The organism is Frondihabitans sp. OV104 (assembly GCF_057787745.1).
On record NZ_CM173541.1, the window covers coordinates 1946818 to 1971822 of the forward strand.

Annotated in this window: 17 protein-coding genes; 14 read left to right on the forward strand and 3 right to left on the reverse strand. The window is 70.4% G+C overall.

The window, feature by feature from the left end:
* Nucleotides 1-14: 14 nt before the first annotated feature.
* The 3 genes from AC3CBB_RS09230 to AC3CBB_RS09240 are packed head-to-tail and all read left to right on the forward strand — an operon-like array spanning nt 15 to nt 3902.
* A complete protein-coding gene (locus AC3CBB_RS09230; RefSeq protein ID WP_488624354.1) occupies nt 15-1211 on the forward strand; it encodes an acyl-CoA dehydrogenase family protein in 1197 nt (398 codons plus the stop codon).
* A 55-nt stretch (nt 1212-1266) separates the two neighbouring features.
* Nucleotides 1267-2610 (forward strand): O-antigen ligase family protein, encoded by a 1344-nt coding sequence (locus AC3CBB_RS09235; protein ID WP_123507259.1) that lies wholly within the window; start codon nt 1267-1269, stop codon nt 2608-2610.
* The gene (locus tag AC3CBB_RS09240) at nt 2607-3902 is read left to right on the forward strand and encodes an exopolysaccharide production protein (RefSeq protein ID WP_488624355.1); all 1296 of its coding nucleotides are present in this window, start codon (nt 2607-2609) and stop codon (nt 3900-3902) included. The genes AC3CBB_RS09235 and AC3CBB_RS09240 overlap by 4 nt, the downstream gene beginning before the upstream one ends.
* Nucleotides 3903-3989: 87 nt before the next feature.
* Here the strand turns inward: AC3CBB_RS09240 and AC3CBB_RS09245 are convergent, their stop codons facing one another.
* The 3 genes from AC3CBB_RS09245 to AC3CBB_RS09255 all read right to left on the reverse strand — a co-directional run bounded on the left by AC3CBB_RS09245 (nt 3990) and on the right by AC3CBB_RS09255 (nt 9452).
* Complete coding sequence (locus AC3CBB_RS09245) at nt 3990-6077, reverse strand: hypothetical protein (RefSeq protein ID WP_488624356.1); 2088 nt, start codon at nt 6075-6077, stop codon at nt 3990-3992.
* A complete protein-coding gene (locus AC3CBB_RS09250) occupies nt 6077-8140 on the reverse strand; it encodes a GH25 family lysozyme (RefSeq protein ID WP_488624357.1) in 2064 nt (687 codons plus the stop codon). Before AC3CBB_RS09250 ends, AC3CBB_RS09245 begins: the two co-directional genes overlap by 1 nt.
* A gap of 268 nt (nt 8141-8408) precedes the next feature.
* On the reverse strand, nt 8409-9452 hold the full coding sequence (locus AC3CBB_RS09255) for a glycosyltransferase family 2 protein (protein ID WP_488624358.1): 1044 nt from the start codon (nt 9450-9452) through the stop codon (nt 8409-8411).
* Nucleotides 9453-9570: 118 nt separating this feature from the next.
* Here AC3CBB_RS09255 and AC3CBB_RS09260 point away from each other — a divergent pair, with 118 nt between their 5' ends.
* The 11 genes from AC3CBB_RS09260 to AC3CBB_RS09310 all read left to right on the forward strand — a co-directional run bounded on the left by AC3CBB_RS09260 (nt 9571) and on the right by AC3CBB_RS09310 (nt 24964).
* Nucleotides 9571-12144, forward strand: coding sequence for a glycosyltransferase (locus AC3CBB_RS09260; protein WP_123507264.1), 2574 nt, complete (start codon nt 9571-9573; stop codon nt 12142-12144).
* An 85-nt stretch (nt 12145-12229) separates the two neighbouring features.
* The gene (locus tag AC3CBB_RS09265) at nt 12230-13192 is read left to right on the forward strand and encodes an ABC transporter permease (protein WP_233580070.1); all 963 of its coding nucleotides are present in this window, start codon (nt 12230-12232) and stop codon (nt 13190-13192) included.
* A gap of 7 nt (nt 13193-13199) precedes the next feature.
* Nucleotides 13200-14450, forward strand: coding sequence for an ABC transporter ATP-binding protein (locus AC3CBB_RS09270; protein WP_488624359.1), 1251 nt, complete (start codon nt 13200-13202; stop codon nt 14448-14450).
* 4 nt (nt 14451-14454) lie between these two features.
* Nucleotides 14455-15639, forward strand: a complete 1185-nt coding sequence (locus tag AC3CBB_RS09275; protein ID WP_488624360.1) for a glycosyltransferase family 4 protein — start codon at nt 14455-14457, stop codon at nt 15637-15639.
* Nucleotides 15636-16490 carry a glycosyltransferase family 2 protein gene (locus tag AC3CBB_RS09280; RefSeq protein WP_488624361.1) on the forward strand — a complete coding sequence of 285 codons (855 nt, stop codon included), beginning with the start codon at nt 15636-15638 and terminating at the stop codon, nt 16488-16490. Before AC3CBB_RS09275 ends, AC3CBB_RS09280 begins: the two co-directional genes overlap by 4 nt.
* Before the next feature lie 120 nt (nt 16491-16610).
* The gene (locus AC3CBB_RS09285; protein WP_488624362.1) at nt 16611-17738 is read left to right on the forward strand and encodes a glycosyltransferase family 2 protein; all 1128 of its coding nucleotides are present in this window, start codon (nt 16611-16613) and stop codon (nt 17736-17738) included.
* Nucleotides 17739-17843: 105 nt separating this feature from the next.
* Entirely contained in the window at nt 17844-18785 is a 942-nt protein-coding gene (locus AC3CBB_RS09290; protein ID WP_488624363.1) for a glycosyltransferase family 2 protein, read from the forward strand.
* Nucleotides 18775-20307 (forward strand): DUF2142 domain-containing protein, encoded by a 1533-nt coding sequence (locus tag AC3CBB_RS09295; protein WP_488624364.1) that lies wholly within the window; start codon nt 18775-18777, stop codon nt 20305-20307. Before AC3CBB_RS09290 ends, AC3CBB_RS09295 begins: the two co-directional genes overlap by 11 nt.
* Nucleotides 20304-21872, forward strand: coding sequence for a glycosyltransferase family 39 protein (locus AC3CBB_RS09300; protein ID WP_123507270.1), 1569 nt, complete (start codon nt 20304-20306; stop codon nt 21870-21872). Before AC3CBB_RS09295 ends, AC3CBB_RS09300 begins: the two co-directional genes overlap by 4 nt.
* On the forward strand, nt 21865-23415 hold the full coding sequence (locus AC3CBB_RS09305; protein ID WP_123507271.1) for a hypothetical protein: 1551 nt from the start codon (nt 21865-21867) through the stop codon (nt 23413-23415). The genes AC3CBB_RS09300 and AC3CBB_RS09305 overlap by 8 nt, the downstream gene beginning before the upstream one ends.
* Before the next feature lie 10 nt (nt 23416-23425).
* Entirely contained in the window at nt 23426-24964 is a 1539-nt protein-coding gene (locus AC3CBB_RS09310) for a hypothetical protein (protein WP_488624365.1), read from the forward strand.
* Nucleotides 24965-25005: the final 41 nt, after the last annotated feature.

Consider the following 25005-nt stretch of genomic DNA (forward strand, 5'->3'; position numbering starts at 1 on the left):
GCAACGGAGCACGGATGTCCGACACGACCCTGACCCAGCTGGCGCCGCTCGCCAGCGATTTCTACGGCTACGAGAGCCTCCTCAGCGACCAGGAGAAGTCTGTGCTGGCCGAGCTGCGCCAGTACCTCGAGGCCGAGGTGCGGCCGCTGGTGAACGACTACTGGGCTCGCGCGGAGTTCCCGACGCAGATCATCCAGAAGCTCACCGACCTGAAGCTGTTCGGCATGCCGTGGGACGAGACGAAGCCGTTCGAGAACTCGGCCGTCTTCCGCGGCTGGGTCGCCCTCGAGCTCGCTCGCGTGGATGCGAGCGTCGCGACGTTCGTCGGCGTGCAGAACGGCCTGACGATGGGCTCGATCGCCGTCTGCGGCTCCCCCGAGCAGCGGGCCGAGTGGCTGCCGCGGCTCGCGAGCGGCGAGCTGATCGGCGCGTTCGGCCTCACCGAGCCCCTCTCGGGCTCCGACTCGGCGCAGGGCCTCCGCACCGTCGCGACCCGTGACGGCGACGACTGGATCCTCAACGGCTCGAAGCGCTGGATCGGCAACGCCACGTTCAGCGACATCACCGTCATCTGGGCCAAGAGCACCGAAGACGGCCAGGTCAAGGGCTTCGTCGTCCCGACCTCGACGCCGGGCTACACCGCGGCGAAGATCGAGAACAAGCAGGCGCTCAGGATCGTGCAGAACGCCGACATCACCCTCGAGAACGTGCGCGTGCCCGAGTCGAACCGCCTCCAGAACGGCAACTCGTTCCGCGACACGGCCAAGGTCCTGCGCCTCACTCGCGCCGAGGTCGCCTGGGCGGCCGTCGGCAACTCGATCGGCGCCTACGAGGCCGCCCTGAAGTACGCGTCCGAGCGCGTCCAGTTCGGCAAGACGATCGCGAGCCACCAGCTCGTGCAAGACCTGCTCGTCAAGTCGCTCGGCAACATCACGGCCTCGCTCGGCATGGTCGTGCGCGTCTCGCAGCTTCTCGACGAGGGCACGCAGCGCGACGAGCACGCCTCGCTCGCGAAGTCGTTCACGACGTCGCGCATGCGCGAGACGGTCGGCTACGCGCGCGAGATCCTCGGAGGCAACGGCATCGTGCTCGACTACGACGTCGCCCGCTACTTCGCCGATGCCGAGGCCCTGTACAGCTACGAGGGCACCCGCGAGATGAACACGCTCATCGTCGGGCGCAGCATCACCGGCCAGGCGGCCTTCGTCTAGCCGGCTCGGCTCGCAGGGCGTCGGCGCCATGGGCCGACCCGGTAACCTGAGGCGCATGGCCGTCACCCAGCCCCTGCCGCGCGCCGACGTCGCGCCCCGCGGGCCCTCGGCCGAGCACACCGGCTTCGCCACCGTCGTCTTCGGCGTGCTGTTCTTCGGCGACGCGCTGCGCAACTCGGTCAACTGGGCCGGGTGGGCGGTCGTCTGCCTGGCCGTGGTCGTCTGGGCGGTCGCCCTCCTGGTCCGCAACCCCCCGCGTCCCAGCCGCTCCCCCGCCCTGCTCGGCCTGCTGCTGCTGTGGATGATCGCGTCGCTGATCTGGTCCGACTACCGGGCGGGGTCCCTGCTCGGCATCGGCACGCAGCTGATGACGACCGCTGGCGCCGTGGCGGTCGCGGTCACCGTGTCGTGGGAGGGCATCGTGAAGGCGCTCGGCCGCGCGCTCCGCGCGATCGTCGTGCTCTCCCTTCTCTTCGAGCTCGTCGTCGCGCTCTTCGTCCGGCAGCCGTTCTGCCCGATCTACGTCGACTGCTCGGGCTCGCACCCGGCCGCGTTCTACTGGACCCGCGACGCCCTCTTCACCGGCGGCCAGATCCAGGGGCTGCCCGGCAACAGCAACCTCCTCGCGATCTACGCCCTGCTCGCCCTGGCCGTCACGGCCGTGCAGTGGCACGCTCGCTCCATCGAGCGGCGCCAGGCCTGGGTCGGCATCGCCGCATCGGTGCTCGCGCTCGGCCTGACCCGCTCGTCGACGGTGTTCGCGTGCCTCGCCGTCGCCGCGCTCGTGTTCGGCTTCGCGGTGCTGGCGCGCCGGGTGCGGCTCGGCCGGCGGTGGATGGTCGCGGTGCTGGCGGCGCTGGTGGCGGGAGCGCTCGCGGCGGCCGTGTCGGTCGGCTGGGGGCTGATCCTGCGCGTGCTGGAGAAGAGCCCCGACCTCACCGGCCGCGGCACGATCTGGAAGTCGGTCTACGAGCTCGCGATCCAGCGGCCGGTCGTCGGCTGGGGCTGGACCGGCTGGTGGCAGCCGTACCTCGAGCCGTTCAAGGGGCTCGCCGTGCGCAACGGGGTCGTCTACCTGCAGGCGCACAACGCCTACCTCGACGTGTGGTTTCAGATCGGCTGGATCGGGCTCGCGCTCTTCCTCGCCGTCATCGTCACGACGACGGCCCGTTCGTGGTGGTGGGCCACCGACCGGCGGATGCTCGGCCCGGGCCGCCCCGCCCCGTGGAACACGCTCGACCTGCTGCCGATGCTGCTGATGTCGATCATGCTCGTGCACGGCCTCGCCGAGTCGCGCCTCAACGTCGAGTGGGGCTGGGCCCTGCTCGTCGTCGTCTGCTTCGCCACGCGCCGCGACAACTACCGCTGGTGGTCGACTCCCGCCCCCGACGCTCGATGAGCCAGGCCGCACCCGTCCGCGACCCGCTGCGCCGCTACCTGTCAGCGTGGATCGGCTTCTCGGCCGGCGGCACGTTCAGCCAGGCGCTGACCGTCGCGATCCTGCTCTATGCGCTCGGCATCCACACTGTCCGCGCGCTGATCGGCTGGCCGGGATCGATCGCCGTGCTCGCGACGCTCGTCGTTCTGGCGGGGCTCTCGCTCTTCGGGGCGCGCAACCGGATCGAGTGGCACGGCATCCTGCCGGTGTCGGTGCTCGCGCTGTTCGCCTACTTCGTCGTCTCCATCTTCTGGAGCCAGTACACCTGGGTCTCGATCGGCGGCGTCTTCTACGCGCTCGCGTTCGGCAGCCTCGGCATGTACCTGGCGCTCGGCCGCGACCTGGTGCAGGTGATCCGCGCCACCGGCGACACGCTGCGGATCCTGCTGACCGTGTCGCTGTCGCTCGAGGTGCTGTCGGGCATCCTGATCGACCAGCCGATCTCGTTCCTCGGCATCCAGGGCAACCTCGCGAACGGCGGGCCGATCCAGGGCGTCGCCGGAACTCGCAACTACCTCGGCTTCCTCGCCGCTCTGGCGCTCATCACCTTCGCGGTGGAGTGGTTCACCCGCTCGATCACGCTCGGCGTCGGCGTGGCATCCGGGGTCCTGGCGCTGCTCACCCTGTTCTTCGCGAGCTCGCCCGTGACGTCGATCGCCGTGCTCGTGCTCGTCGTCGCCGCGATCGCGCTGCGCTTCCTCCGGCAGAGCCCGCCCGAGCGGCGCGCCCTGATGCAGGGCATCCTCGCCTTCCTGGTGGTGCTCGGCGTGGTGCTGGCCTACGTGGGGCGGCACCGGCTCATCGCGGCGCTCGGCGCCACCAGCGACCTCGAGGTGCGGCTGGCCCTGTGGACGAGGATCCGCGAGCTCATCCCCTTCCACAGCCTCGTCGGCTGGGGCTTCGCGGGGCAGTGGCCGACCGACGTGTTCCCGTTCTTCCTGCTCACCGGGCCGACCGGCCGGGTATCCGAGACCGGGCTCGGCGCCTTCTTCGACACCTGGCTGCAGGTGGGGCTCGTCGGCGTCGTCATGCTGCTCGCCGCCGGCGCCCTCGCGTTCACCCGCTCGTGGCTGACCGCCTCGACGCACCCGATCGTCGCCTACACGTGGCCGGCGCTCGTCCTGCTGCTCATCGCCGTGACCGCCTCCGCCGAGAGCTACCCGCTGTTCGAGGGCACTCTGCTGCTGTTCGTCGCCATCGCCACGATCTCGGCGCGCAAGCGCTCGTGGCGACGGCACCTCACCCCGTCGTAGCCGGCGCCGACGCCGCCGACCCGCATCGGCGGCGGGTGATGGCCGCCGCGGCGGGGATCTTCTGCCGCCGATGCGGGTGGGCCGCGCCTAGCGGACGGTGACAGCGCGGCACACGCCGAGCCGCGGGTTGGTGCCGCCGGTGGTGTCGATGGCGTAGGCGCACACGGAGTGCTTGCCGGCGGCGGCCGTGAGAGTTCCTGCGAAGCCGTGGAGGGAGGTGGGGAGCGAGTGCGTGCGCTTGACGTCGGGGCGGGAGCCGGAGGCCGTGAGGCGCGGCCGGGACGTGCCGTCGACGTAGACCGCGACCTGGATCGACGCCGCGGTGTCGTCGGGGTCGAACGCCCAGCCGGAGACGCGGATGCCGCCCTTCACCGCGGTGGCGGAGTCGAATCGCCCGACGGGCTTCTTGTCGGTCGTGACGGTGGCGCACCGGATCAGGGCGTTCTTGCCCGTCGAGCCGGGGGCGTTGAGCGCGTAGACGCAGACCGAGTGGGTGCCCTGCGTCGTCGGGACAGTCACCGAGTAGCCGTGCGACGCCCCGTAGGCCGGGTAGGCGCGGCCGATGTCGGCTCGGGTGCGGTCGGCGACGGCGGCGGTGACGCGCTTCTTGTCGACGTAGACGGCGACTCGGACCGGGTCGATCGTGTCGCCGTCCGCGGCCCAGCCGCTGACCGTCAGGCTCCTCGGCGTGAAGGAGACGCTGTCCAGGCGCCCGGTCGGGACGGACGACAGCACGGTGACCGTGGTGCAGGCGCCGAGCTGCCGGTCGGCTCCCCGGCCGGTGTTCACGGCAGTGAGGCAGACCGTGTGCGTCCCGGCGGCGGCGGCGAGGGTGGCCGAGAAGCCGTGGTCGGAGCCGACGGCCGGGAACGCCTTGGCGACGTCGGGTCGGGCGGCCGACGCGGTGAGCGTCTTCGCTGCCGTGCCGTCGATGGTCACTCGGACAGGGATCGCCCCGGAGATCTCGGGGTCGGCGGCCCAGCCGCGCACGGCGATGCCGCCCGGGGCGGCCCGGACGGAGTCGACAGAGCCCAAGGGCGAGGGGTCGGCGACAGTCACCGGGGAGCACGAGATGAGGCTGGTGGCGGCGTTGGCCCCGATCGCCGTGGCGCACAGGTCGTAGGTGCCGGGATCCGCGTCGAGGGTGGCCGAGAAGCCGTGCTTCGAGCCCGAGCCCGGATAGGCGGATGCCACGTCGGCGCGGGTGGCGCCGGCGGTGAGGGTCTTCGCAGCGGTGCCGAACGAGAGGGCGACCTTGATGGGGGCGGTGGTCGAGGTGTCGAGCGCCCAGCCGCGAACGCTCACCGTGCCGAGGCCGCCGGCGGCCGAGTCGAGGTGGCCGGCTGTCGTGGCGACGGGGCCGGTCGCGGTCGGCGAGCCGAACCACTTCGTGAAGTAGGTCCAGAAGTTGCGGTTGCCGTAGGCCGAGCAGCTGTCGCCGGTGCCGTACAGGTTCGCGAGGGCGGCCGCGTTGGGCGTGTACGGCGTGTAGTAGTACAGGTTGGCCGTCGCCTGGTTGGCGATCCTGACCTGCTTGGTGCCGCACGGCGACGACGGGCTGTAGCGGACGGCGACCGTCTTGCCGGGCGTGTAGGTCGTGAAGGCCGCCGAGGTGCCCGCCGGGTTGGCGTAGCGCTTGAACTGCCAGGCTGCCCGGTAGATCTGGTTGTAGATGCCGGCGTAGGTCGGGTCGCAGCCGTTGCCCGTGTCGGGGCACGCGTAGCCCATCGCCCGCTCGATCGCGTACGACGAGGGCGCCGTCGCTCCGACGAGGCCCTGCTCCTTCTGCAGGCTCACCAGCAGCACCTCGGGGTTGATGCCGCAGGCGATCGACACCTTCGCGATGATCGTCGAGACCTTCTCGTTCGGGGCCCCCTTGTAGGCCGAGCACATCGCGTCGGCGGCGCGCGACGTGGTCGTCGCCGTCAGCACGGTCAGGCAGCGCGAGTTGGCGCAGGTGCCGGTCTTGCCGGTCAGGAAGCTCTGGATCTGCGCCGCCGTCATGGCGTCGGAGTCGAAGAACACCTGGTCGCTGATGATGTTGCCCGCGTCGAACCGCGAGGCCACCGGGATGTCGGCCGTCGCGGGCTGCGCGGTCAGGAGCTGCCCGGTGAGCAGGGCGGCCACCGCGCTCGCTGCGACGGCGAGCGCGATCAGGCGGTTCGGCGGCCTCACTACGGCACGGTGACGGTGGAGCACTTCAACGTCGGGTTGGAGCCGTGGCCCGACGGGTCGATCGCGTACACGCAGACCTTGTGCGAGCCCTTCGACGCCGAGAGCTTCTTCGTGAAGCCGTGCTTCGTGCCGATGCCGGGATGCGCCTTGGCGACATCGGCGCGCGACGTGCTCGCCGTGGTGCGGACGCCATGGCCGTCGAGGTAGACCGCGACCGGGATCGACTTGGTCTTGACGTCGGGGTCGTACGCCCAGCCCGAGACCGTCACGGCGCCTTTCGACGGCGTGATCCTGTCGACGACGCCGACGGGCTTGTAGTTCACGACGACGGTCTTGCACGAGCCGATGCGCGAGTTGGGCCCGGTGCCGACGTTGATGCCGTAGACGCAGACCTTGTGCGTGCCCTGCGCGGCGGGCACGGTCACGGAATAGCCGTGGGCCGAGCCGTAGGCGCCGTATGTCGTGCCCACATCGGTGCGGGTGGTGGCTGCGACGGCGGTCTTGTGCGCGCCGTCGACGTACACGGCGACCTTGATCGAGGCGGCGGTGGAGCCGTCGATGGCCCAGCCGCTGGCAGTGACGCTGGTCGTCGTCGTGGCCACGGCCTTGTCGAACGAGCCGACCGGGTTGGTGCCGAGCGACTTCGCGGTGGTGCAGGAGGTGAGGAGCGCGTTGGCGCCCTTCGCGCCGGCGTTGATGCCGTAGACGCAGGTCTTGTACGAGCCCTTTGCGGTGCCGATCGTCACGTCGTAGCCGTGCGCGGCGCCCCACTTGGGCATCTGCGTGGCGACGTCGGGCCGCGACTTGTTCGCGGTCACGACGGTGACCTTCGACCCGGTGTAGACGTGCACCTTGATCGACTTGTAGGTGTCGGGGTCGATCGCCCAGCCGCGGACCCGGATGCCGCCGGGCACCGTGGTGACCGAGTCGACATAGCCGTTCGGCGACGACAGCAGCGTGGCCAGGGACGACGGGAGCGCCAGGCCCTTGAGCTCGTTCATGGTGCCGTTGAAGACGTCCGAGTCGCCGGCGAACGGGCCGGTCGAGGAGTACTGCCAGATGGTCCAGTCCGACCAGCTCGCACCGATGCCGACGGGGCCCTGCGAGAGGTCGCGGTCGTAGCTCGGAACCATCAGGGCGTTGGCGCCGAAGGCCTTGCTGTTGCCGGTGCAGTCCTTCCACCAGTAGTAGCCGGCGTAGATCGCGGGCGCGCGGCCCGTGAGCGACTTCATGGTCGACGAGAAGGTCGAGATCCACGAGACCATCGCCGCCTGGCTGAGGCCCCAGCACTCGCCCTTCGCGCCGCCGTACTCGATGTCGAGCAGGGGCGGGAGCGTCTTGCCGTCGGCCGACCAGCCGCCGCCGTTGGCGACGAAGTACCTGGCCTGCGCCGCTGCCGAGGCGTCGGGGTGGGCGAAGTGGTAGGCACCGCGGAGCAGGCCAGCGGTGGCCGCGCCGGCGTACTGCTTGGCGAAGGTGTCGCTCTTGTAGGTCGTGTTCTCGGTCGCCTTGATGTACGCGAAGCGCGCGCCGTTCTTGTACTGCGTCGCGAAGTTGACGGTCGGCTGGTACGCGCTCACGTCGAGGCCCATGATGCTCGTCTTCGACGCGCCCGAGACGGACGACGTGGTGACCGCCTTCGACTGCACCCGCAGCGACGAGGTCGGCGACGTCGACGCGCCCGGTGCGTTCGGCTCGCTCGGCTCGTTCTCGGCGATCGTCGAGCCCATGGTGTGGTTGCCCTCGGCGTCCTGGACCGAGAGCGACGGGTCGGCCGCGAGCGAGGAGTCGGCCGGGGCGTCCGCGGTGGCCGACGCGTCATCCGTCGGCTCGGCCGAGGCCGACGCGGACGGCGCCGCCGACGGCGAGTCGCTCGCCGGCGCCGAGGCGGTGTCGGTCGGCGTGGCCGAGGGCGACGCGGTGGCGGCGGGCGCGGCCGTCGCGGTGGCCGCGCTGGTCGGCGTCGGAGTGTCGGCGAGCGCGACGTCGAACCCGACGAGGGTCGACGCGGCCACGGTCAGCGCGGCGACGATGCCGAGCGCGGGGCGGAGCGTCGACCTCACCGGCGGTGCCCGAGCGTCGGCGCCCCGATGGGCGTGGCGGTGGGGTACGTGAACACGGTGGTGCCTCCCGAATGGCATCTGGCATATGGGTCAGGCCCGGAAGAACCCCTGGTGATCCCAGTGTTCGACGCCCGAACGTCGACCTGCGAGGGGCTCTTCCGAGCACTTGACTTCTCCACCGTAAGTCACATCAGTCACAACCGCCAGGGCCGCGGCGTCCCCCGATAGGGGGCGAATCGGGGGACGAACGTCCAGCTCGCGCCAAGGCTCAGCGCAGTCGGCTCTCCACCTCTCGACGGGAAGCTCGCAGGAACTCGGGGCGCTCACGCCCCCGCACCGACCTCGCCACGAGGGAGGGCACCTCCCGCGCGATCCGCCCCCACGAAGCCCGCGGCAGATAGGCGCCCCCCGGCACGACCAGGTCTTTCAGCATCCGGACGAGAGTGCGCGCCGCGACCCGTCCCACCATCCCGGGGCTCCCGTTGCGCAGCACGACGGCCAGCCGGTTGCGCATGCTCTGCCGGCGGATCAGCTCCGAGCCGCTCGACGACGAGCCGGCGTGGAGGTGCACGATCCGAGCCTTCGGGGCGAAGCCGATGCGGTATCCGGCGAGCCGCAGGCGCCACGAAAGATCCAGGTCTTCGTAATACATGAACAGGGTCTCGTCGAAGCCGCCGACCTCGGCGAGGGCGGCCCGGCGGATGAAGGCGGCACCCCCGCTGAACCCGAACGGGTCGGCGTCCGGAGAGCCGTCGGCGGCGGAGACGTCGGCCACGGGGCGGAGCCAGTCGCGGTCGTAGCCGTTGCCATCGCGGGTGAGCTCGACGCCGGTGCCGTTCATGAGGCTGAGGCCGGAGGGCAGTTCCTGCGCCCCGGCCCGTCTCCAGGCGGTGCCGTCGAGGCCGACCAGCACGTCGTCGCCGCGGCCGGAGGTGCGGACGAAGAGGCCCTCGAGCACGACGGCGGCGCTGACGGCGGCGACCTCGGGCCCGCCCGCATCGAGCGCCGCCAGCCCCTCGCGCAGGAAGGCGGGGTCGGGCACGGCGTCGTTGTTGACCAGCACGACGACCTCACCCGAGGCGGCGGCGATCCCGCGCGTGACGCCGCCGGCGAAGCCCGAGTTGGAGGCCTCCTCGACGAGCACGACATCGGGGTGCGCCGCGCGGAAGACGTCGACGGCACCCGGCACCGCCTCGTTCTCGACGAGGACCACCTCGTACGGCTCGTCGATCTCTTGCGCCGCGAGGGCGTCGAGCGCCCGCAGGGTGAGCTCCGGCTGCTTCCAGTTGACGACGACGATGGAGGCTCGCATCCCCCCAGTGTGCCCGAGCCCCGTGCGGCGGGCGGACGACTCACGGGGGCGCTTGACTATAGTGAGACCGCCTCTCGGGGCCGATCCGTCTTGTTGTCAACGTGTTTGGGGCATCTCCTTGTCAGTATCCACTTCGAGTGTCGTCTCCGTCGTCATCATCAACTTCCGCGGCACCGACGACACGCTGGAGTGCGTCGCGCGCCTCAACGAGGTCGACTGGCCCGAGTCGCAGCTCGAGATCGTCATCGTCGAGAACGGGTCGGGCGACGACAGCGAGGAGCGACTCCGCGCCGCTCTGGGGGCGCAGAAAAACGTCACGCTGATCGTCTCGAAGGAGAACCTCGGCTTCACCGGCGGCTCGAACCTCGGCGCCCAGAAGGCGCGCGGCGAGTTCGTCGCCTTCCTCAACAACGACGCCAAGCCCAGCGTCGACTGGATCCGCGCGGCCCTCGGCCAGTTCGGCGTCAGCCCCAAGGTCGCCGCCGTCGGCTCGAAGGTGCTCGACTGGGAGGGCAAGGCCATCGACTTCGTCCAGGGCAGCCTCACCTGGTTCGGCATGGGCTACAAAGACAAGGTCACCGAGGTCGACACCGGCGAGTACGACACCCCGCGCGACATCCTCTTCGGCACCGGCAGTGCGCTGTTCGTCCGCAAGGCGATCTTCCTCGAGGTCGGCGGCTTCGACGAGCGCCTCTTCATGTTCTACGACGACGTCGACCTCGGCTGGCGCCTGAACCTGCTCGGCTACCGCGTGCGCTTCGCCCCCGAGTCGGTCGTCTACCACAAGCACCACGGCTCGATGAAGTCGTTCGGCGAGTACCGCGAGATGTACCTGCTCGAGCGCAACGCCCTGATCCTTCTGTTCAAGAACCTCGACGACAACAGCCTCGCGAAGTTCCTGCCCGGCGCCCTGGCGCTGCTCGCGCGCCGCGCCGTCGCCAAGAGCGGTCTCGACTCCGAGATGTTCGACATCCGCCGCTTCACCGGCGCGGCCGACGAGTTCGAGCGCGACACCCCGGTCAACAAGGACACTGTCGCGGGCCTGTTCGCCCTCGACCAGTTCGTGACCGAGCTCCCGTCGCTGCAGGAGACGCGCGACGAGCTCCAGTCGCAGCGCCAGCGCACCGACGGCGACCTGTTCCGCCTCTTCGGCGACATCTTCCGGCCGCTGTTCGCCGACAACTACTTCCTCGACGGCCTGCACTCGATCGTCGACGCGTTCGGCATCGTCGAGCACACCCAGCGCCGCCACATCCTCGTCATCACCGGCGACGCGATCGGCGAGAAGATGGCCGGCCCGGCCATGCGCGCGTGGAAGATCTCCGAGGCGCTGTCGCAGCACAGCGATGTGCGCCTGCTGACCTGGAACGTCGCGAACCGGCAGTCCGACAAGTTCGAGGTCGAGCGCGTCCGCCTGCAGAACGAGCGCGAGATGAAGGTCCACGAGGAGTGGGCCGACGTGATCTTCTTCCAGGGCCACGCGCTGCACCACTTCACGACGCTCAAGCACTCGAACAAGATCATGATCGCCGACCTCTACGACCCGATGCACCTCGAGCAGCTCGAGCAGGGTCGCGAGTGGGGTCTCGCCCAGTGGAAGAACCAGGTGCAGTCGTCGACCGACGTGCTCAACGAGCAGCTCCTCCGCGGCGACTTCTTCCTCTGCGCCAGTGAGCGCCAGCGCCTGTTCTGGCTCGGCCAGCTCGCCGGCCTGGGCCGAATCAACCCCGAGAACTACGCGGCCGACGAGAACCTCGAGAATCTCATCGCGATCGCGCCCTTCGGCATGGACTCCACTCCCCCGCAGAAGACCCGCAAGGCGATCCGCGGCGTCGTGCCCGGCATCGGCGAAGACGACAAGGTCGTCATCTGGGGCGGCGGCATCTACAACTGGTTCGACACGATGACGCTCGTCCGCGCCATCGCCCAGCTCGCCGAGCGCCGACCGAACGTCAAGCTGTTCTTCCTCGGCGTCGCGCACCCGAACCCCGACGTGCCCGAGATGGCGATCGTCTCGAAGACCCGCGAGCTGGCCTCGCAGCTCGGAGTGAGCGGCAAGAACGTGTTCTTCAACGAGCAGTGGGTCGCCCTCGACGACCGCCAGAACTACCTGCTCGAGGCCGACGCCGGCGTCTCGACGCACTACGACCACATCGAGACGACCTTCTCGTTCCGCACGCGCATCCTCGACTACATGTGGGCCAACCTGCCCATCGTCACGACGCGCGGCGACAGCTTCGGCGACCTCGTCGGCTCCGAGGGCATGGGAGTCTCCGTGCCCGAGCGCGACGTCGACGCCCTGGCCGCGGCCCTCGAGTCGATGCTGTACGACGACGCGGCGATCGCCGAGGCGCGCAAGAACGTCAGCCGCATCCGCGAGGAGTTCACCTGGGAGCGCGCCCTCGCGCCCCTCGTCGAGTTCTGCCGCGACCCGCACGTCGCGCCCGACCGCGCCGCCCTCGTGGGCGAGCCGCTGTCGGCCCCGTCGCGAGGCAGCGTGGTCCGGCCGGTCAAGGGCCGCTCGCCGATGACCAGCGAAGAGAAGTTCCACCGCATCGCCAACGGGCGCCACGGCCTCGGCCGCGACATCGCGCTCGCTCGCTTCTACCTCACCGACGGCGGCATCAGCGGCCTGCGGACGAAGGTCCAGACCCGGCTCGCCACGACCCGGGCCAGCAAGTACGGAAAGTAGCTGCGACCGCCTGAGGCGCTCCCGGTTCCCCGGCACAGGGGGCCGGGGTAGAGTTTCCAGGTTTTCCAAGGATGAGGTACGACCCATGACCACCATCACGCCCCGCCCCCCGAGGGTGTCCGAGGTGACCCTCTCGGCGGCTGCCCAGGCGGCCAGCCGCTACGAGAAGCTCAAGGCCGAGCCGATGGAGGTCGCCGGGCAGCCGACGGGAGCCTTCACCGGCTTCTTCGGCACGATCCGCGACGTGATCGCGCACGGGCGCCTGCTCGACCTTCTGATCCGCCGCGACCTCAAGTCGCGGTACAAAGACTCCGCGCTCGGATTCCTCTGGACCCTGATCCGCCCGATCACGCAGCTCGCGATCTACTACGTGATCCTCGGCAACATCCTCGGCGCCGCTCGCGGCATCGACAACTTCGCCGTCTACGTCTTCTGCGGCCTGACGGTCTACAACCTGTTCAGCGACATCGTCGCGGGCTCCACCGGGTCGATCGTCGCCAATGCCGGCCTGATCAAGAAGGTGTACGTCCCGCGCGAGATCTACCCGCTGGCGAGCGTCGGATCAGCGCTGTTCAACTTCGGCATCCAGCTCGTCGTGCTGCTGATCGCGACCGTCGTATTCGGCGAGTTCCCGGCGCACCTCGACCTGCTCTACTTCTTCCCGTCGGCGCTGCTGATCCTGATCTACGGCCTCGCCCTCGGCCTCCTGCTCTCGGCTGCCAACGTCTTCCTCCGCGACATGGGCTACCTCGTCGAGATCGTGCTCATGCTGCTCATGTGGGCCTCCCCCATCGTCTACGCGTGGTCGACGGTCGCCACCCGCCTCACCGGGTCGCGCGAGTGGCTCCTCCACATCTACACCGACAACCCCATCACCCTGGCCGTGCTCGGCTTCCACCGCGCCTTCTGGCTCGGCGGCGCCGAGAACGACTACCCGGCCGACATGCTCCTGAAGATGGGCGTCGCGGGCGTCATCGGGCTCGTGCTCGTGTACGTCTTCCACCGCGTCTTCTCGCGGCTCCAGGGCAACTTCGCGCAGGAACTGTAGGCACCCCATGAGCATCGACACCACTTCGAGCCGCCAGGCCTCGCGCACCCCGGCCTCGGCCGACCACCCCACCGTCGTCACGATCGAGAACGTCTCCAAGAAGTTCGTGATCCGCAAGGACAACTCGCTCAAGGAGCGCATCGTCACGCTCGGCCGCACCGGCCGTCGCAACTCCGAGGAGTTCTGGGCCCTTAAGAACGTCAACCTGACGATCCCCGCCGGCTCGACGATCGGCCTCCTCGGCCCGAACGGCTCCGGCAAGTCGACGCTGCTCAAGGCGATCGGCGGCATCATCGAGCCGACGACCGGCTCGATCAAGCGCCGTGGCCGCCTCGCGGCGCTGCTCGAGCTCGGCGCGGGCTTCCACCCCGACCTCACCGGTCGCGAGAACGTCTTTCTCAACTCGGCGATCCTCGGCATGTCGCGCGAGGAGACCGAGGCGAAGTTCGACGACATCCTGAACTTCGCCGGCATCGGCGACTTCATCGAGACGCAGGTGAAGTTCTACTCGTCCGGCATGTACGTGCGGCTCGCCTTCGCCGTCGCCATCCACACCGACCCCGACGTGCTCCTCGTCGACGAGGTCCTCGCGGTCGGCGACGAGGCGTTCCAGCGCAAGTGCATGGACAAGATCCACGAGTTCCAGGAGCAGGGCCGCACGATCATCCTGGTGAGCCACTCGCTCGGCCAGGTGCAGGAGCTGTGCGACCGCGCCGTCGTCCTCGCGAAGGGCGAGGTGCAGTTCGAGGGCAGCGCGCGCGAAGCCGTCAAGAACTTCCGCGACATCCTCGAAGACCGCCGCGTCGCCGAGGCCACGGCCCAGGGCGAGGCCAAGGCCGAGATCACGCCGGGCAAGGTGCTCTCGGGCACCGTCCGCGCCGAGGGCCGCGCCGAGGGCGAGGACTTCCGCCCGGGCGACAACCTCATCGTCACGATGGAGTACAGCCACGAGACGCCGCTCGACCGCTGGAACGCCGGCTTCAAGATCGAGAACAATCTCGGCCAGCCGGTCTACGGCACGTCGAGCAAGTTCCTCGGGATCACCATGCCGCCGATGCGCGGCACGGCCACGGTCGAGTTCCGCCTCGAGAACGTGCAGTTCGGCGGGGGCGCCTTCTTCCTGCACGCGTTCTTCGCCGAGCCCGCGGGTCCGCACATCGCCATCAAGCGCGAGGCCGCGCGATTCGTGATGGCCGACGACCCCGACGGCGAGGGCACCGTGCGCGTGAGTTCGTCGATGCGGCAGATCGCCGGCTGATCCGGTGACGCCGCCCGACCCTTCGCTCGACACGGCACCGGTCCTGCTCGACGCCACGTCCATCCCGCCCAACAAGGGCGGCGTCGCGCGCTACCTAGCCGGGCTGCTCTCGGGCCTCACCGACGCCGGCGTGCGAATCCACGTGGCGGTGAAGCGCGAGGACGTCGCGTGGCTGCGTCCGCAGGCGCCGGAGCACCACTACGTCGAGGTGCCCGGCATCGTGAGCGCTCGGCCGGTCCGCCTGGCCTGGGAGCAGGCCGGCCTCCCGCGGCTCGCGGCCCGCCTGGGCGCGACGACGATCCACTCCCCCCATTACACGTTCCCGATCGCGGCCCGGGGGCGCCGAGTGGTGACGATCCACGACGCGACCTTCTTCAGCCGTCCCGACGACCACGGCCGCCTCAAGCGCGTGTTCTTCACGACCTGGATCCGGCTGGCCCGCCGCCTCGCCGACGTGGTCGTGACGCCGAGCCGCGCGACCGCCGACGAGATGCAGCGCTTCGCCGGCAGGGCCCGCCGCGTCGAGGTCGCCCTGCACGGCGTCGACCCCGAGGTGTTCCACGCGCCGACGCGCGAGGAGGTCACGCGCTTCGCGCGCGGGCTCTCGCTCGACACGGCCAAGGGCTGGATCGCCTTCCTCGGGACCGTCGAGCCGCGAAAGAACGTCGGTGCGCTCATCCGCGCCCACGAGGCCGCACGGCAGGCCGACCCCGGCGTGCCGCCGCTGCTGGTCGCCGGGGGCCTCGGCTGGGACGAAGACGCGGCGGCCCTCCTCACCGCCGCAGGCAACCAGGCCGCCGCGCCGGTCCGCTACGTCGGCTACCTCGACCTGGACGACCTCGCGGCGTTCCTCGGCGGCTCCAGCTTCGTCGTCTACCCGTCCAGCGCCGAGGGCTTCGGCCTCCCAGTGCTCGAGGCCATGTCGACGGGCGCGGCCGTCCTGACCGCTCCCCGCCTGGCGATCCCCGAGGTCGGCGGCGAAGCCGTCGCGTACGCAGAGCCGACCCGCGACGGCATCGAGGCGGGCATCCTCCGCCTCGCGGGCGACCCGGGCCTCCGGCGCAGCCTGTCGGCCGCCGGAGCCGAGCGTGCCAGACTGTTCACATGGAAGGCATGCGCCGAGGTTCACGTGCGGGCCTACGGAGCAGACCCTCATCTGACGACCACCCCTCGGCGAGTCGCGCGATGAACACCGCCTCCGTCGCCATCGTCACCGTGAGCTACAACTCGGGCCGGTACCTCGACGACTTCCTCGCCTCCGCGACCCGCGCGACCGGGACGCCCTGCCCGATCGTCGTCGCCGACAACGACTCCCGCGACCCCGACGAGGCGCGCCGATCGACCGAGGCCGTCGGCGGCACCTTCCTCGAGCTCGGAAGCAACGACGGCTACGGCTCCGCCGTCAACCGCGCCGTCGAGGCGCTGCCCGCCGACATCGAGTGGGTGCTCGTCTCGAACCCCGACGTGATCCTGTCGGAGGGCGTCGTCGACGCGCTCCTCGAGGTCGCGACGGCCGACGGCGAGATCGGAGCCGTCGGCCCCGGAATCCTCGAGACCGACGGCGAGTTCTACCCGTCGGCCCGGCGCGTGCCATCGCTCCGCACCGGCCTCGGCCACGCGCTCTTCGCCAACATCTGGACCTCGAACCCGTGGAGCCGCTCCTACCGCAGCGACGGCGACCACGAGTCGCGCCGCACGACCGGCTGGCTGTCCGGCGCCTGCCTGCTGGTCCGGCGTCCGCTCTTCGACCGCCTGGGAGGATTCGACGAGGGCTTCTTCATGTACTTCGAAGACGTCGACCTCGGCTACCGCATCGGCCGCGCCGGGTTCTCGAACGTCTACGAGCCCCGCGCGCGCGTCACCCACGTCGGCGCCCACTCGACGCGCGAGTCGTCCGACATGATGCGACGAGCCCACCACCGGAGCGCATACCGCTTCCTCGCGTCGAAGTACCGTGGCTGGTATCTCCTGCCACTCCGGCTGGCCCTCCGGGCCGGGCTCGGAATCCGTGCCAGGATGCACGGACGCCCCAGCGCCTGAGCCTGCGTCTCGCATGCCGCCGGCGCCGGCGGCGCATGCAGCACGCGCTGCGGCGACACGCCGTCAAGGCAGCACGCCTTCACGCCAGCACAGGCCCTAGAGCGAATACAGGGAGCTCCGATGAAACTGGTCGTCACCGCCATGGTCCGCGACGAGGCCGACATAATCCGCCAGTGGGTCGACTACCACGTCGCCCAGGGGGCCGACGCGATCATCGTCACCGACAACGGCTCGATCGACGGCACGGCCGAGATCCTCCAGGGCTACGCCGACAGGGGGCTCGTCGACCTCCGCCACGACCCGGTGCAGCGCAAGCAGCAGGGCACCATCGTGACGCAGATGGCGAGGGACGCGTACACGCAGCACTCCGCGGACTGGGTCGTGAACGCCGACGCCGACGAGTTCCTGCGCCCGGTCGATCGCTCGCTGACCCTCCGAGACGTGTTCGAGCGCATCGACACCGGGCTCGGATCGTTCACCGCGCCCGTCGTGAACATGGTCGGCTCCATCGCGGAGTCGGGCGCTGGCATCGACCGACTCGTCTGGCGCGACGAGCGCTCCAACGACGAGCTCAAGGAGCGCGGCGTGCTCGCCCAGCCGACGCACAACGCCATCCACGTCGGCGCCCCCGACATCACGGTCGTGCAGGGCAACCACTTCGTCAGCATCGCCTCGGGCGGTCAGCCGCCGGCCGAGCTCGCCGTCGAGGTCGTCCACCTGCCCTGGCGCTCGTGGAAGCAGCTGAGCAACAAGGTCGAGATCTCGGGCCGCGCCTACGAGGCCAACCCGACGCTGATGCCCAGCCCGAACCACCACGGGATGCTCGACTACCGCCGCTACCAGGAGGGCTCGCTCTTCTACTACTACGCCGCGCGAATGGTCACCGAGGCCGAGGCCGTGACGGGTCCGTTCACCCGCGACGAGAGCCTCGGCGAGTTCCTCGCCGGGCTGGACGTCGATCGGAGCGCCTACCCGGCCGACGTCGGGGCCTCCGATGAGCGGACCGGCCGGGCGAGCGCCGTGGGCGTGCTCCTCACGGCACGCGACGCCGCAGCCGCGCGCGATCGCGACCGCGCGCAGCACGCCTACGAGACGTCGTCGGCCCGGATCGCCGAGCTCGATGCGCACGCCAGGGGCCTCGAGCACGAGCTCGAGGTGGTCCGAGCCGAGCTCGCCGCCCAGCGCGCGAGAAAGGTCGTGCGCATCGTCGACCAGCTCGGGGATGCCGCGAGGCGCATCCGTCGCTGACCCCCATGTAAACTCCTTGAGGTTTACCCCGCAGCGATCGGCCGTCCACGGCCCCGCGATCGAGGCCGCGCCGCCGGCTCGCACCGAATCAGGACTCATACCCGCGTGAAACTCTTCATTCAGATCCCCTGCCTCAACGAGGAGACGACGCTTCCCGCCGTCCTCGAGTCGATGCCCACCGAGATCCCCGGCATCGACGAGATCGAGATCCTCATCATCGACGACGGCAGCACCGACCGCACCGTCGAGGTCGCCAAGTCGTACGGGGTGACCCACTTCGTGACGCACACGCGCAACATGGGTCTCGCGCGCTCCTTCCGCGACGGGGTCGACTACGCCCTGCTGCACGGGGCCGACATCGTCGTCAACACCGACGGCGACAACCAGTACCCGCAGTCGATGATCCCCGAGCTGGTTCAGCCGATCCTCCGCAAAGAGGCCGAGATCGTCGTCGGCGACCGCCAGACGAGGACCATCGAGCACTTCTCGGGCTTCAAGAAGGCGATGCAGCAGCTCGGCAGCTGGGTCGTCAGCCGTGCGGCGGGCCTCGACCTGCCGGACGCCGCTTCCGGCTTCCGCGCGTACTCGAAGTACTCGCTGATCCGCCTCAACATCGTCACGCAGTTCAGCTACTGCATGGAGACGATCGTGCAGGCGGGCTACAAGCGCCTCGCGATCACGAGCATCCCGATCACGACGAACGCCAAGACGCGAGAGTCGCGGCTGTTCTCCAACATCTTCCAGCACATGTTCCAGTCGGGCTCGGCGATCGTCCGCGCCTACCTCATGTACCGCCCGGTCGCCCTCTTCATGTGGATCAGCGCCGTGCTGGCCGTCTGCGGCCTCATCCCGTTCATCCGCTACCTCGTGCTCCTCGCGACGCACGACGCCGGCCAGAACATCCAGTCGCTGCTCCTCGGCCTCCTGCTCATAGTGAGCGCCCTGCTCTCTCTCGTCATAGGCGTGGTGGCCGATCTGACGAGGATCAACCGGACCCTCGCCGAGGAGAGCCTCGACTACCAGAAGCTGCAGCGCTATGGCGACTGACAGGTCGCCCCGCTCCGAACGCCTCACCATCGCGGTCATCACCGCCTCCTTCGCGCTCCTGCTCGCCCTCTGGGCCGCCCTGACGCCGATGTTCCAGGCTCCTGACGAGTCGACGCACTACAACTCGGTCGTCCGCCTGGCTCTCGGCGAGGGCTGGCCGGCCCCCGGCGACGCCCGCGTCACCCAGGTCGTCCGCGCCATGGAGCAGACCGCGCCGAGCGTCGCGCCCGCCGACCGCCCGACGTTCAGCGAGCTGCAAGACCAGCACCCCGGCCTCACCAAGACCGTCGACCAGATGACGCAGCACCCGCCGACCTACTACGCGGTCGGCGCCGTGCTGCTCAAGGTCATCCACTTCGGCGACCTGCGGTGGGACATCAGCGTGATCGCGCTGCGCCTGATGGACTGCCTCCTGGTCGCGCCTCTCCCCCTGCTCATCTGGGCCACCGTCCGCCGCCTGACGAAGTCGCCGAAGATGGCGCTGGTCTCGGCGATGGCCCTGTTCGCCGTGCCCGAGCTGGCCTCCATCGGCTCGTCGATCACGAACGACTCCGTGCTGATCCTCGCCGGCGCGGTCGTCGCCTGGCTCGGCTCGCGCATCCTCACCGGCGACCTGCGCTGGCGCACCGTCGTCTGGCTGGGCGTCGTGCTCGGGGCCGCCGCCCTGGTCAAGGGCACCGCCCTGCCGCTCATCCCCTTCGCCGCCCTCGTCGTGCTGCTCGGGGGCCGCACCGAGCTGACCTGGGGCCGCCGCCTCCTGCGCGTCGTCGTCACCGGCGGGGTCACGGCGCTGATCGGCGCCTGGTGGTGGCTCCGCAACCTGCTCGTCTACCACTCGCTCCAGCCGTCCGGGCTCGATGCGGTGCGCCCCGGCTCGCCGTTCCCCGAGGGCCAGACACGCAACTTCGGCGCCTTCTTCAACATCCTCTGGAACGGCCTCTCGGGCACGTTCTGGGGCCAGTTCGGCAAGGCGCGCTACCCGATGACGCCGATCCTCGTCGACATCCTCACCGTGCTCGTGCTCTTCGGCATCGTGGCCTACGGATTCCGGCGCAGGAACTGGCTCACCTCGACCCTCCTCGCCCTGATGCCCGGCATCTACCTCGTCTCCCTCGTCGCCAAGTCGTGGGGGACCTACGGCCACACCCAGGGCATCTACGGCGTGCAGGGCCGCTACCTGTTCCCCGCGATCGTCGCCGGCATCGCTCTCAGCGCCATCGCCTGGCGGACGCTGGTCACCGAACCCCGCTCGCTCCACCGTTTCGGGCGCATCGTCAGCGTGGGCTCCGTGGCGATCGGACTGTACGGCCTGTCGGTGGCGTATCGCGCCTTCTATCAGCAGACCAACCTGGGTGTGACGCCCACCGGTCTGAAGCACCTCTTCTACGTGACACCGGTCGGCCGGGTCGGCCTCGCCGCGATCCTGGTCCTGCTGTTCGTCGCCGGCGTGCTCGCCCTCGTCCGCGTCTGGCGCACCTGCGCCGTCACACCCCTCGCCCGGGCGGCGGCCGCGGCCGCATGAGCGCGCGGAGGGGGGCCGCGCGCGCCGGGGGGACGCTGGCCGAACGCCGCTCCACCCTCGCCGTGATCACCGTCTGCTGGGGCCTCGTGCTCGTGCTGTGGGCCGTGCTCACCCCGATGTACGGGGCTCCCGACGAACCCGCCCACGTCGACTCGGCCATCCGTCTCCAGGGCGAGCACACGTGGCCGGCCCCCGGCTCCGCCCACTACCTCTCCGGAGTGCGCCACTCGATCAACGACGAGATCGCCCTGCCGGCGGCCGACCGGTCGACGTTCGGCGAGCTTCTCACCGCGAACCCCGGCTACAGCAAGGTCGTCGACCAGATGACCCAGCACCCGCCGCTGTACTACGCGGTGGCCGGTCTGGTGCTCAAGGCGATCCACTTCGAGAGCCTGCGCTGGGACCTCGTCGTCACCGCGCTCCGCCTGTTCGACGTGCTCCTCGTGCTCCCCCTCCCGCTGCTCGTCTGGGCCACGGTCCGCCGCCTGACCCGGTCGCCGAAGCTGGCCGTCCTCGGCGCCATGGGCCTGTTCGCCGTTCCGCAGCTGCAGCAGATCGCCGCCTCGGTGACGAACGACGCGCCGATGATGCTCCTCGGAGGCGGCCTGACCTGGCTCGTCGCGCGCTACCTGACAGGCGCCCAGCGCTGGCGCGACGTCGTCGCGATCGGCGTCGTCCTCGGCGTGATGCTTCTCACCAAGGGCACGGGCCTGCCCGCCGTCCCGTTCGTCGCAGTGGGGATGCTGATCGCGGCTCCGATCGTCGACCGGTGGGGACGCAGGATCCTGCACGCCTTCGTCGCCCTGGCCGTCGCCCTCGTCCTGGGCGGCTGGTGGTGGCTCCGCAACCTGTACCTGTACCACGACTTCCAGCCCTCGGGCCTGGCCGACGTGCACCCGACAGCCGTCTGGCCTCCCGGCAAGGGTCCCGACCCGGGCGTCTTCCTCACCAACGTCTGGAACGGAGTGCCGGCCTCGTTCTGGGGCAAGTTCGGGCTGCTCCGGTACCCGATGCTGAACGTGGTCACCGATACGCTCACCGTCCTGGCGGTCGGCATCGTCATAGCGTTCGCGTTCCGACGGGGAGTGAACCGGCGGACGGCGCTGGCCCTGGCCGTCATGCCGACCGTCACGCTCGCGCTCCTGCTGTTCAACATCTGGCGGATCTTCGACCGCACGGCGCGCATCTACGGCACCCAGGGCCGCTACTTCTACGTCGCGATCGTCGCGCTGCTCGCCCTGAGCGTGATCGCCTGGTCGGCGGCCGTGACGAGCGAGCGCATGCGGCGCCTCGCCGCGCGGGTCGTGACCATCGGCGCCCCGGCCCTCACCCTCTACGGCCTGTCGGTCGAGTACCGCGGCGCTTTCGAGAAGTCGTACCTCGCCGTCGACTACGACGGCCTCTACACGTGGGCCTACTCGACCCCCGTCGGCCCCGAGGGCATCGTCCTCGTGCTCGCCCTCGTCGCCGTCGCCCTCGTCCTGACCATCATCCGCACGACGCGCGCCGCACTCGAACGACCGCGCCCCGATCTCCCGAGAGAGGCCCGGCCCGCTGTTGTCTGACCTGACCGACACCCGACCCACCACCAGCCGCCTGGCCCTGCGACTGCTCCGCCACGACCGCCGGGTCGCTATTCTGGGCGTCGCCTTCGTCGCCCTCGGCTACCTCGCGATCACCGGCTTCGCGACGATCACCATCCCGTGGATCGGCACCGGCGACAGCTACGACCACCTCGACTACGTCTACCAGGTGACGCTCGGCCACCTCCCCCAGCCCAACGGCCACCAGTGGACGCCCGGCAACTACCCGGGCGAGGGTGCGATCGGCCGCCAGTACGCCTCGGCGCACCCGCCCTTCTACTACTTCCTGATGTCGCTCCTTGCCGGCCAGCAGCTGGTCGACGGCCACTGGCACGTCGCGGTCGAGATGATCCGCCTCGCGAACGCCTTCTTCGGCCTCGTCGGCCTGGTCACGACCGCCTTCTTCGGCTGGATGATCGGCGGCCGTCTCCGCGTCCGCCTGGCGATCGGCCTGCCCGCCGTCGCCACTGCGACCTTCTCGTACCTGCGTTTCTCGTCCGACGTCTACAACGACCTGCTCGTCACGGCGCTCTCGCTCATCGCGCTCACGCTCGCCACGCGCACTCTGATGCGCGGGCCGTCGTGGCGGGTCACTCCCTTCCTGGCCGTGGTCGGCGCGCTGGCCATCGGCACGAAGGCGACCTATGTCCTCACGCTCGGCGTCGTCGCCGTGGCCATCGTCGCCGCGGCGCTCGTCCACCCCGCCGGCCGCAGCATCGGTCGGTCGATCGGCCGCATGATCGGCCACCTCGCCGTGATCGGCGCCGCTCCGATCGCCGCGTTCGGCTGGTACTTCGTCGCCAACTACCTGCGCTCCGGCGACTGGTACCGCTCGAGCGTGCAGACCGCGATCGGCGAGCGCTCCAACCGCACGCTGATGGACAACCTCACCGACCCGAGCTTCTACCTGATCGTGCCGCAGGGCCTCGTCGGCCGTGGGCCGGCCGCGTTCGTCGAGACGGCGCAGGCGTGGTCGATGGTCATCTTCTTCGCCGCCTTCGCCGTGACCCTGATCGTGACGGTCGTCGCCCTGGTGCGCCGCTCATTCCGCTGGAGCACCGTGCGCGTGCTGATCGTGATCATGCTGCTCGGCCACCTCGCCGGCTCGTACCTCCTGCAGCTCAGCCACTCGATCGGCTACGGCGCCTACAACTGGCGCTACTTCCTGCCGTCGACGATCTCGATCGGCCTCGTGCTCGGCATCGGCGTCATCGCGATCGGCCGCCGCAGCGGCGCGATCGCCGCACCCGCCCTCGTCATCGCGCTCTGGGTGACGAACTGCATCTCGTTCGTCACCTACTCGCTCGTGCGCGGCGACGTGCCCAAGACCGGTCAGGGCCTGGTGAAGGACGCCGGCGCGCTCGCATTCGCGAACGGATTCCCGGGCTGGACCCCCGCGGCCCTCCTCGCCGTCGCCGCGATCGGAATCCTCGGCGTCGGAGTTGTCCTCTGGCGCTACCGCGAGGCTCCCCTGCCGACCGACGAGGCCGTCGCCGACGCTCCGGCCGCAGCCCGGGCCGACTGACCGCAGCCCGGTGACCACAGCCGCTCCGACCGCCGCCGCGATGCGTCCGCGCGCCGCGCGCGACCGACGGCGGCAGCACCGCGCGGTCCTCGTCGGCGTGGCACTGGTCTCGATCGGCTACCTCGCGATCACCGGCTTCGCCAGCGCCACCCTGGCCTGGACCGGCACCGTGGACAGCTACGAGCACCTCGACTACGTTTGGCAGGTCCTCCACGGCCACCTCCCCGGCCCGCTCGGCCACGAGTGGACACCGGGCGCCTACGCGAGCGAGGGCAACGACGGCCGCCAGCTCGCCTCAGCGCACCCGCCCGTCTACTACGCGGTCATGGCCGTGCTCGTCGGCCCGTTGCTCGAGTCGAGCCACTGGCACGTCGCCGTGGCCATCATCCGCGGCGCCAACACGCTCTTCGGCCTCGGCGGCCTCCTCGCGGCCGCCTGGGTCGGCTGGATGGTCGGCCGCCGCCATCGGGTGCACCTCGCGATCGCGCTCCCAGCCCTGGCCGGGGCCCCCTTCGCCTACCTCCGCTACTCGAGCGACGTGTACAACGACACCCTCGTCGCGGCCCTGTCGATGGCGGCTCTAGCGATCGCCGTGCGGCTGGTCGTCGCGGGGCCGTCCTGGCAATTCACCGTGCTGCTCGCGGTCGCCGCCGCGCTGGCGCTGGGCACGAAGGCGACGGCCGTCCTGACCGTCGGGGTTGTCGCCGTCGCCCTCGTCGCGGCCTGCATCGTGCACGCCGACCGGCGCAGCCCACTCCTCACGGCCCGCGCGGCCGTCATGCGCCTCCTCGTGCTGGGCGGCGTCCCCGCAGTCGCATTCGGCTGGTTCTACGTCCGCAACGCCGGGCTCAGCGGCGCCTGGTACCGCTCCACCGAGGTGAGCCAGGTGAGCGGCCGCACCCGCCGGGGCCTCGTCGACGTGCTGACCGACCCCGACTACTACCAGATCATCCCGCGCGGGCTCATCGGACACGGCACCGCGGCCTTCGGCGACATCGCCGACGCGGCCTCCCTGGCGGTATTCGCCGTGGGGGCGGGGCTGACCGTGGCGGCGGTCGTGGCGCGCAGAAAGAGGGTGCCGGAACTCGGGGCGGCCCAGTTCCTGCTCATCATCATGTTCGCGGGACACCTGCTCGGGTCGTATCTGCTCCAGCTGAGCCACTCGGTGGGCTATGGCGCCTACAACTGGCGCTACTTCCTGCCGTCGTCGCTCTCGGTCGCGCTGCTGCTCGGCACCGGGGCCTCGCTCTTCGGGCGGCGCGTCGTGGCCGTGGTCGTCCCCGTGCTCGTCGCGGTGATGTGGGCCGGGAGCTGCATCTCGTTCGTGCTCTACGCGCAGGAGCGCGGCCATAAGGTCGCTCCGACCGGCCGCGGCTTCCTGCACGACGCCGGAGCAGCCGCCTTCGCGAACGGCCTGCCCGGCTGGCTTCCGACGCTGCTGCTCGTCCTGGCCGCCGCCTCGATCTCGGGCGTCGGTGCCGTGCTGTGGCGGTCCGTCGTCGCGCCGCACCCGGCCGCCGTGCCGGTTCGCGCCTCAGTCGTCTCGTAACGCCCTCGCGGCACCACGATCGGGACTCCGCGCCAGTCTGC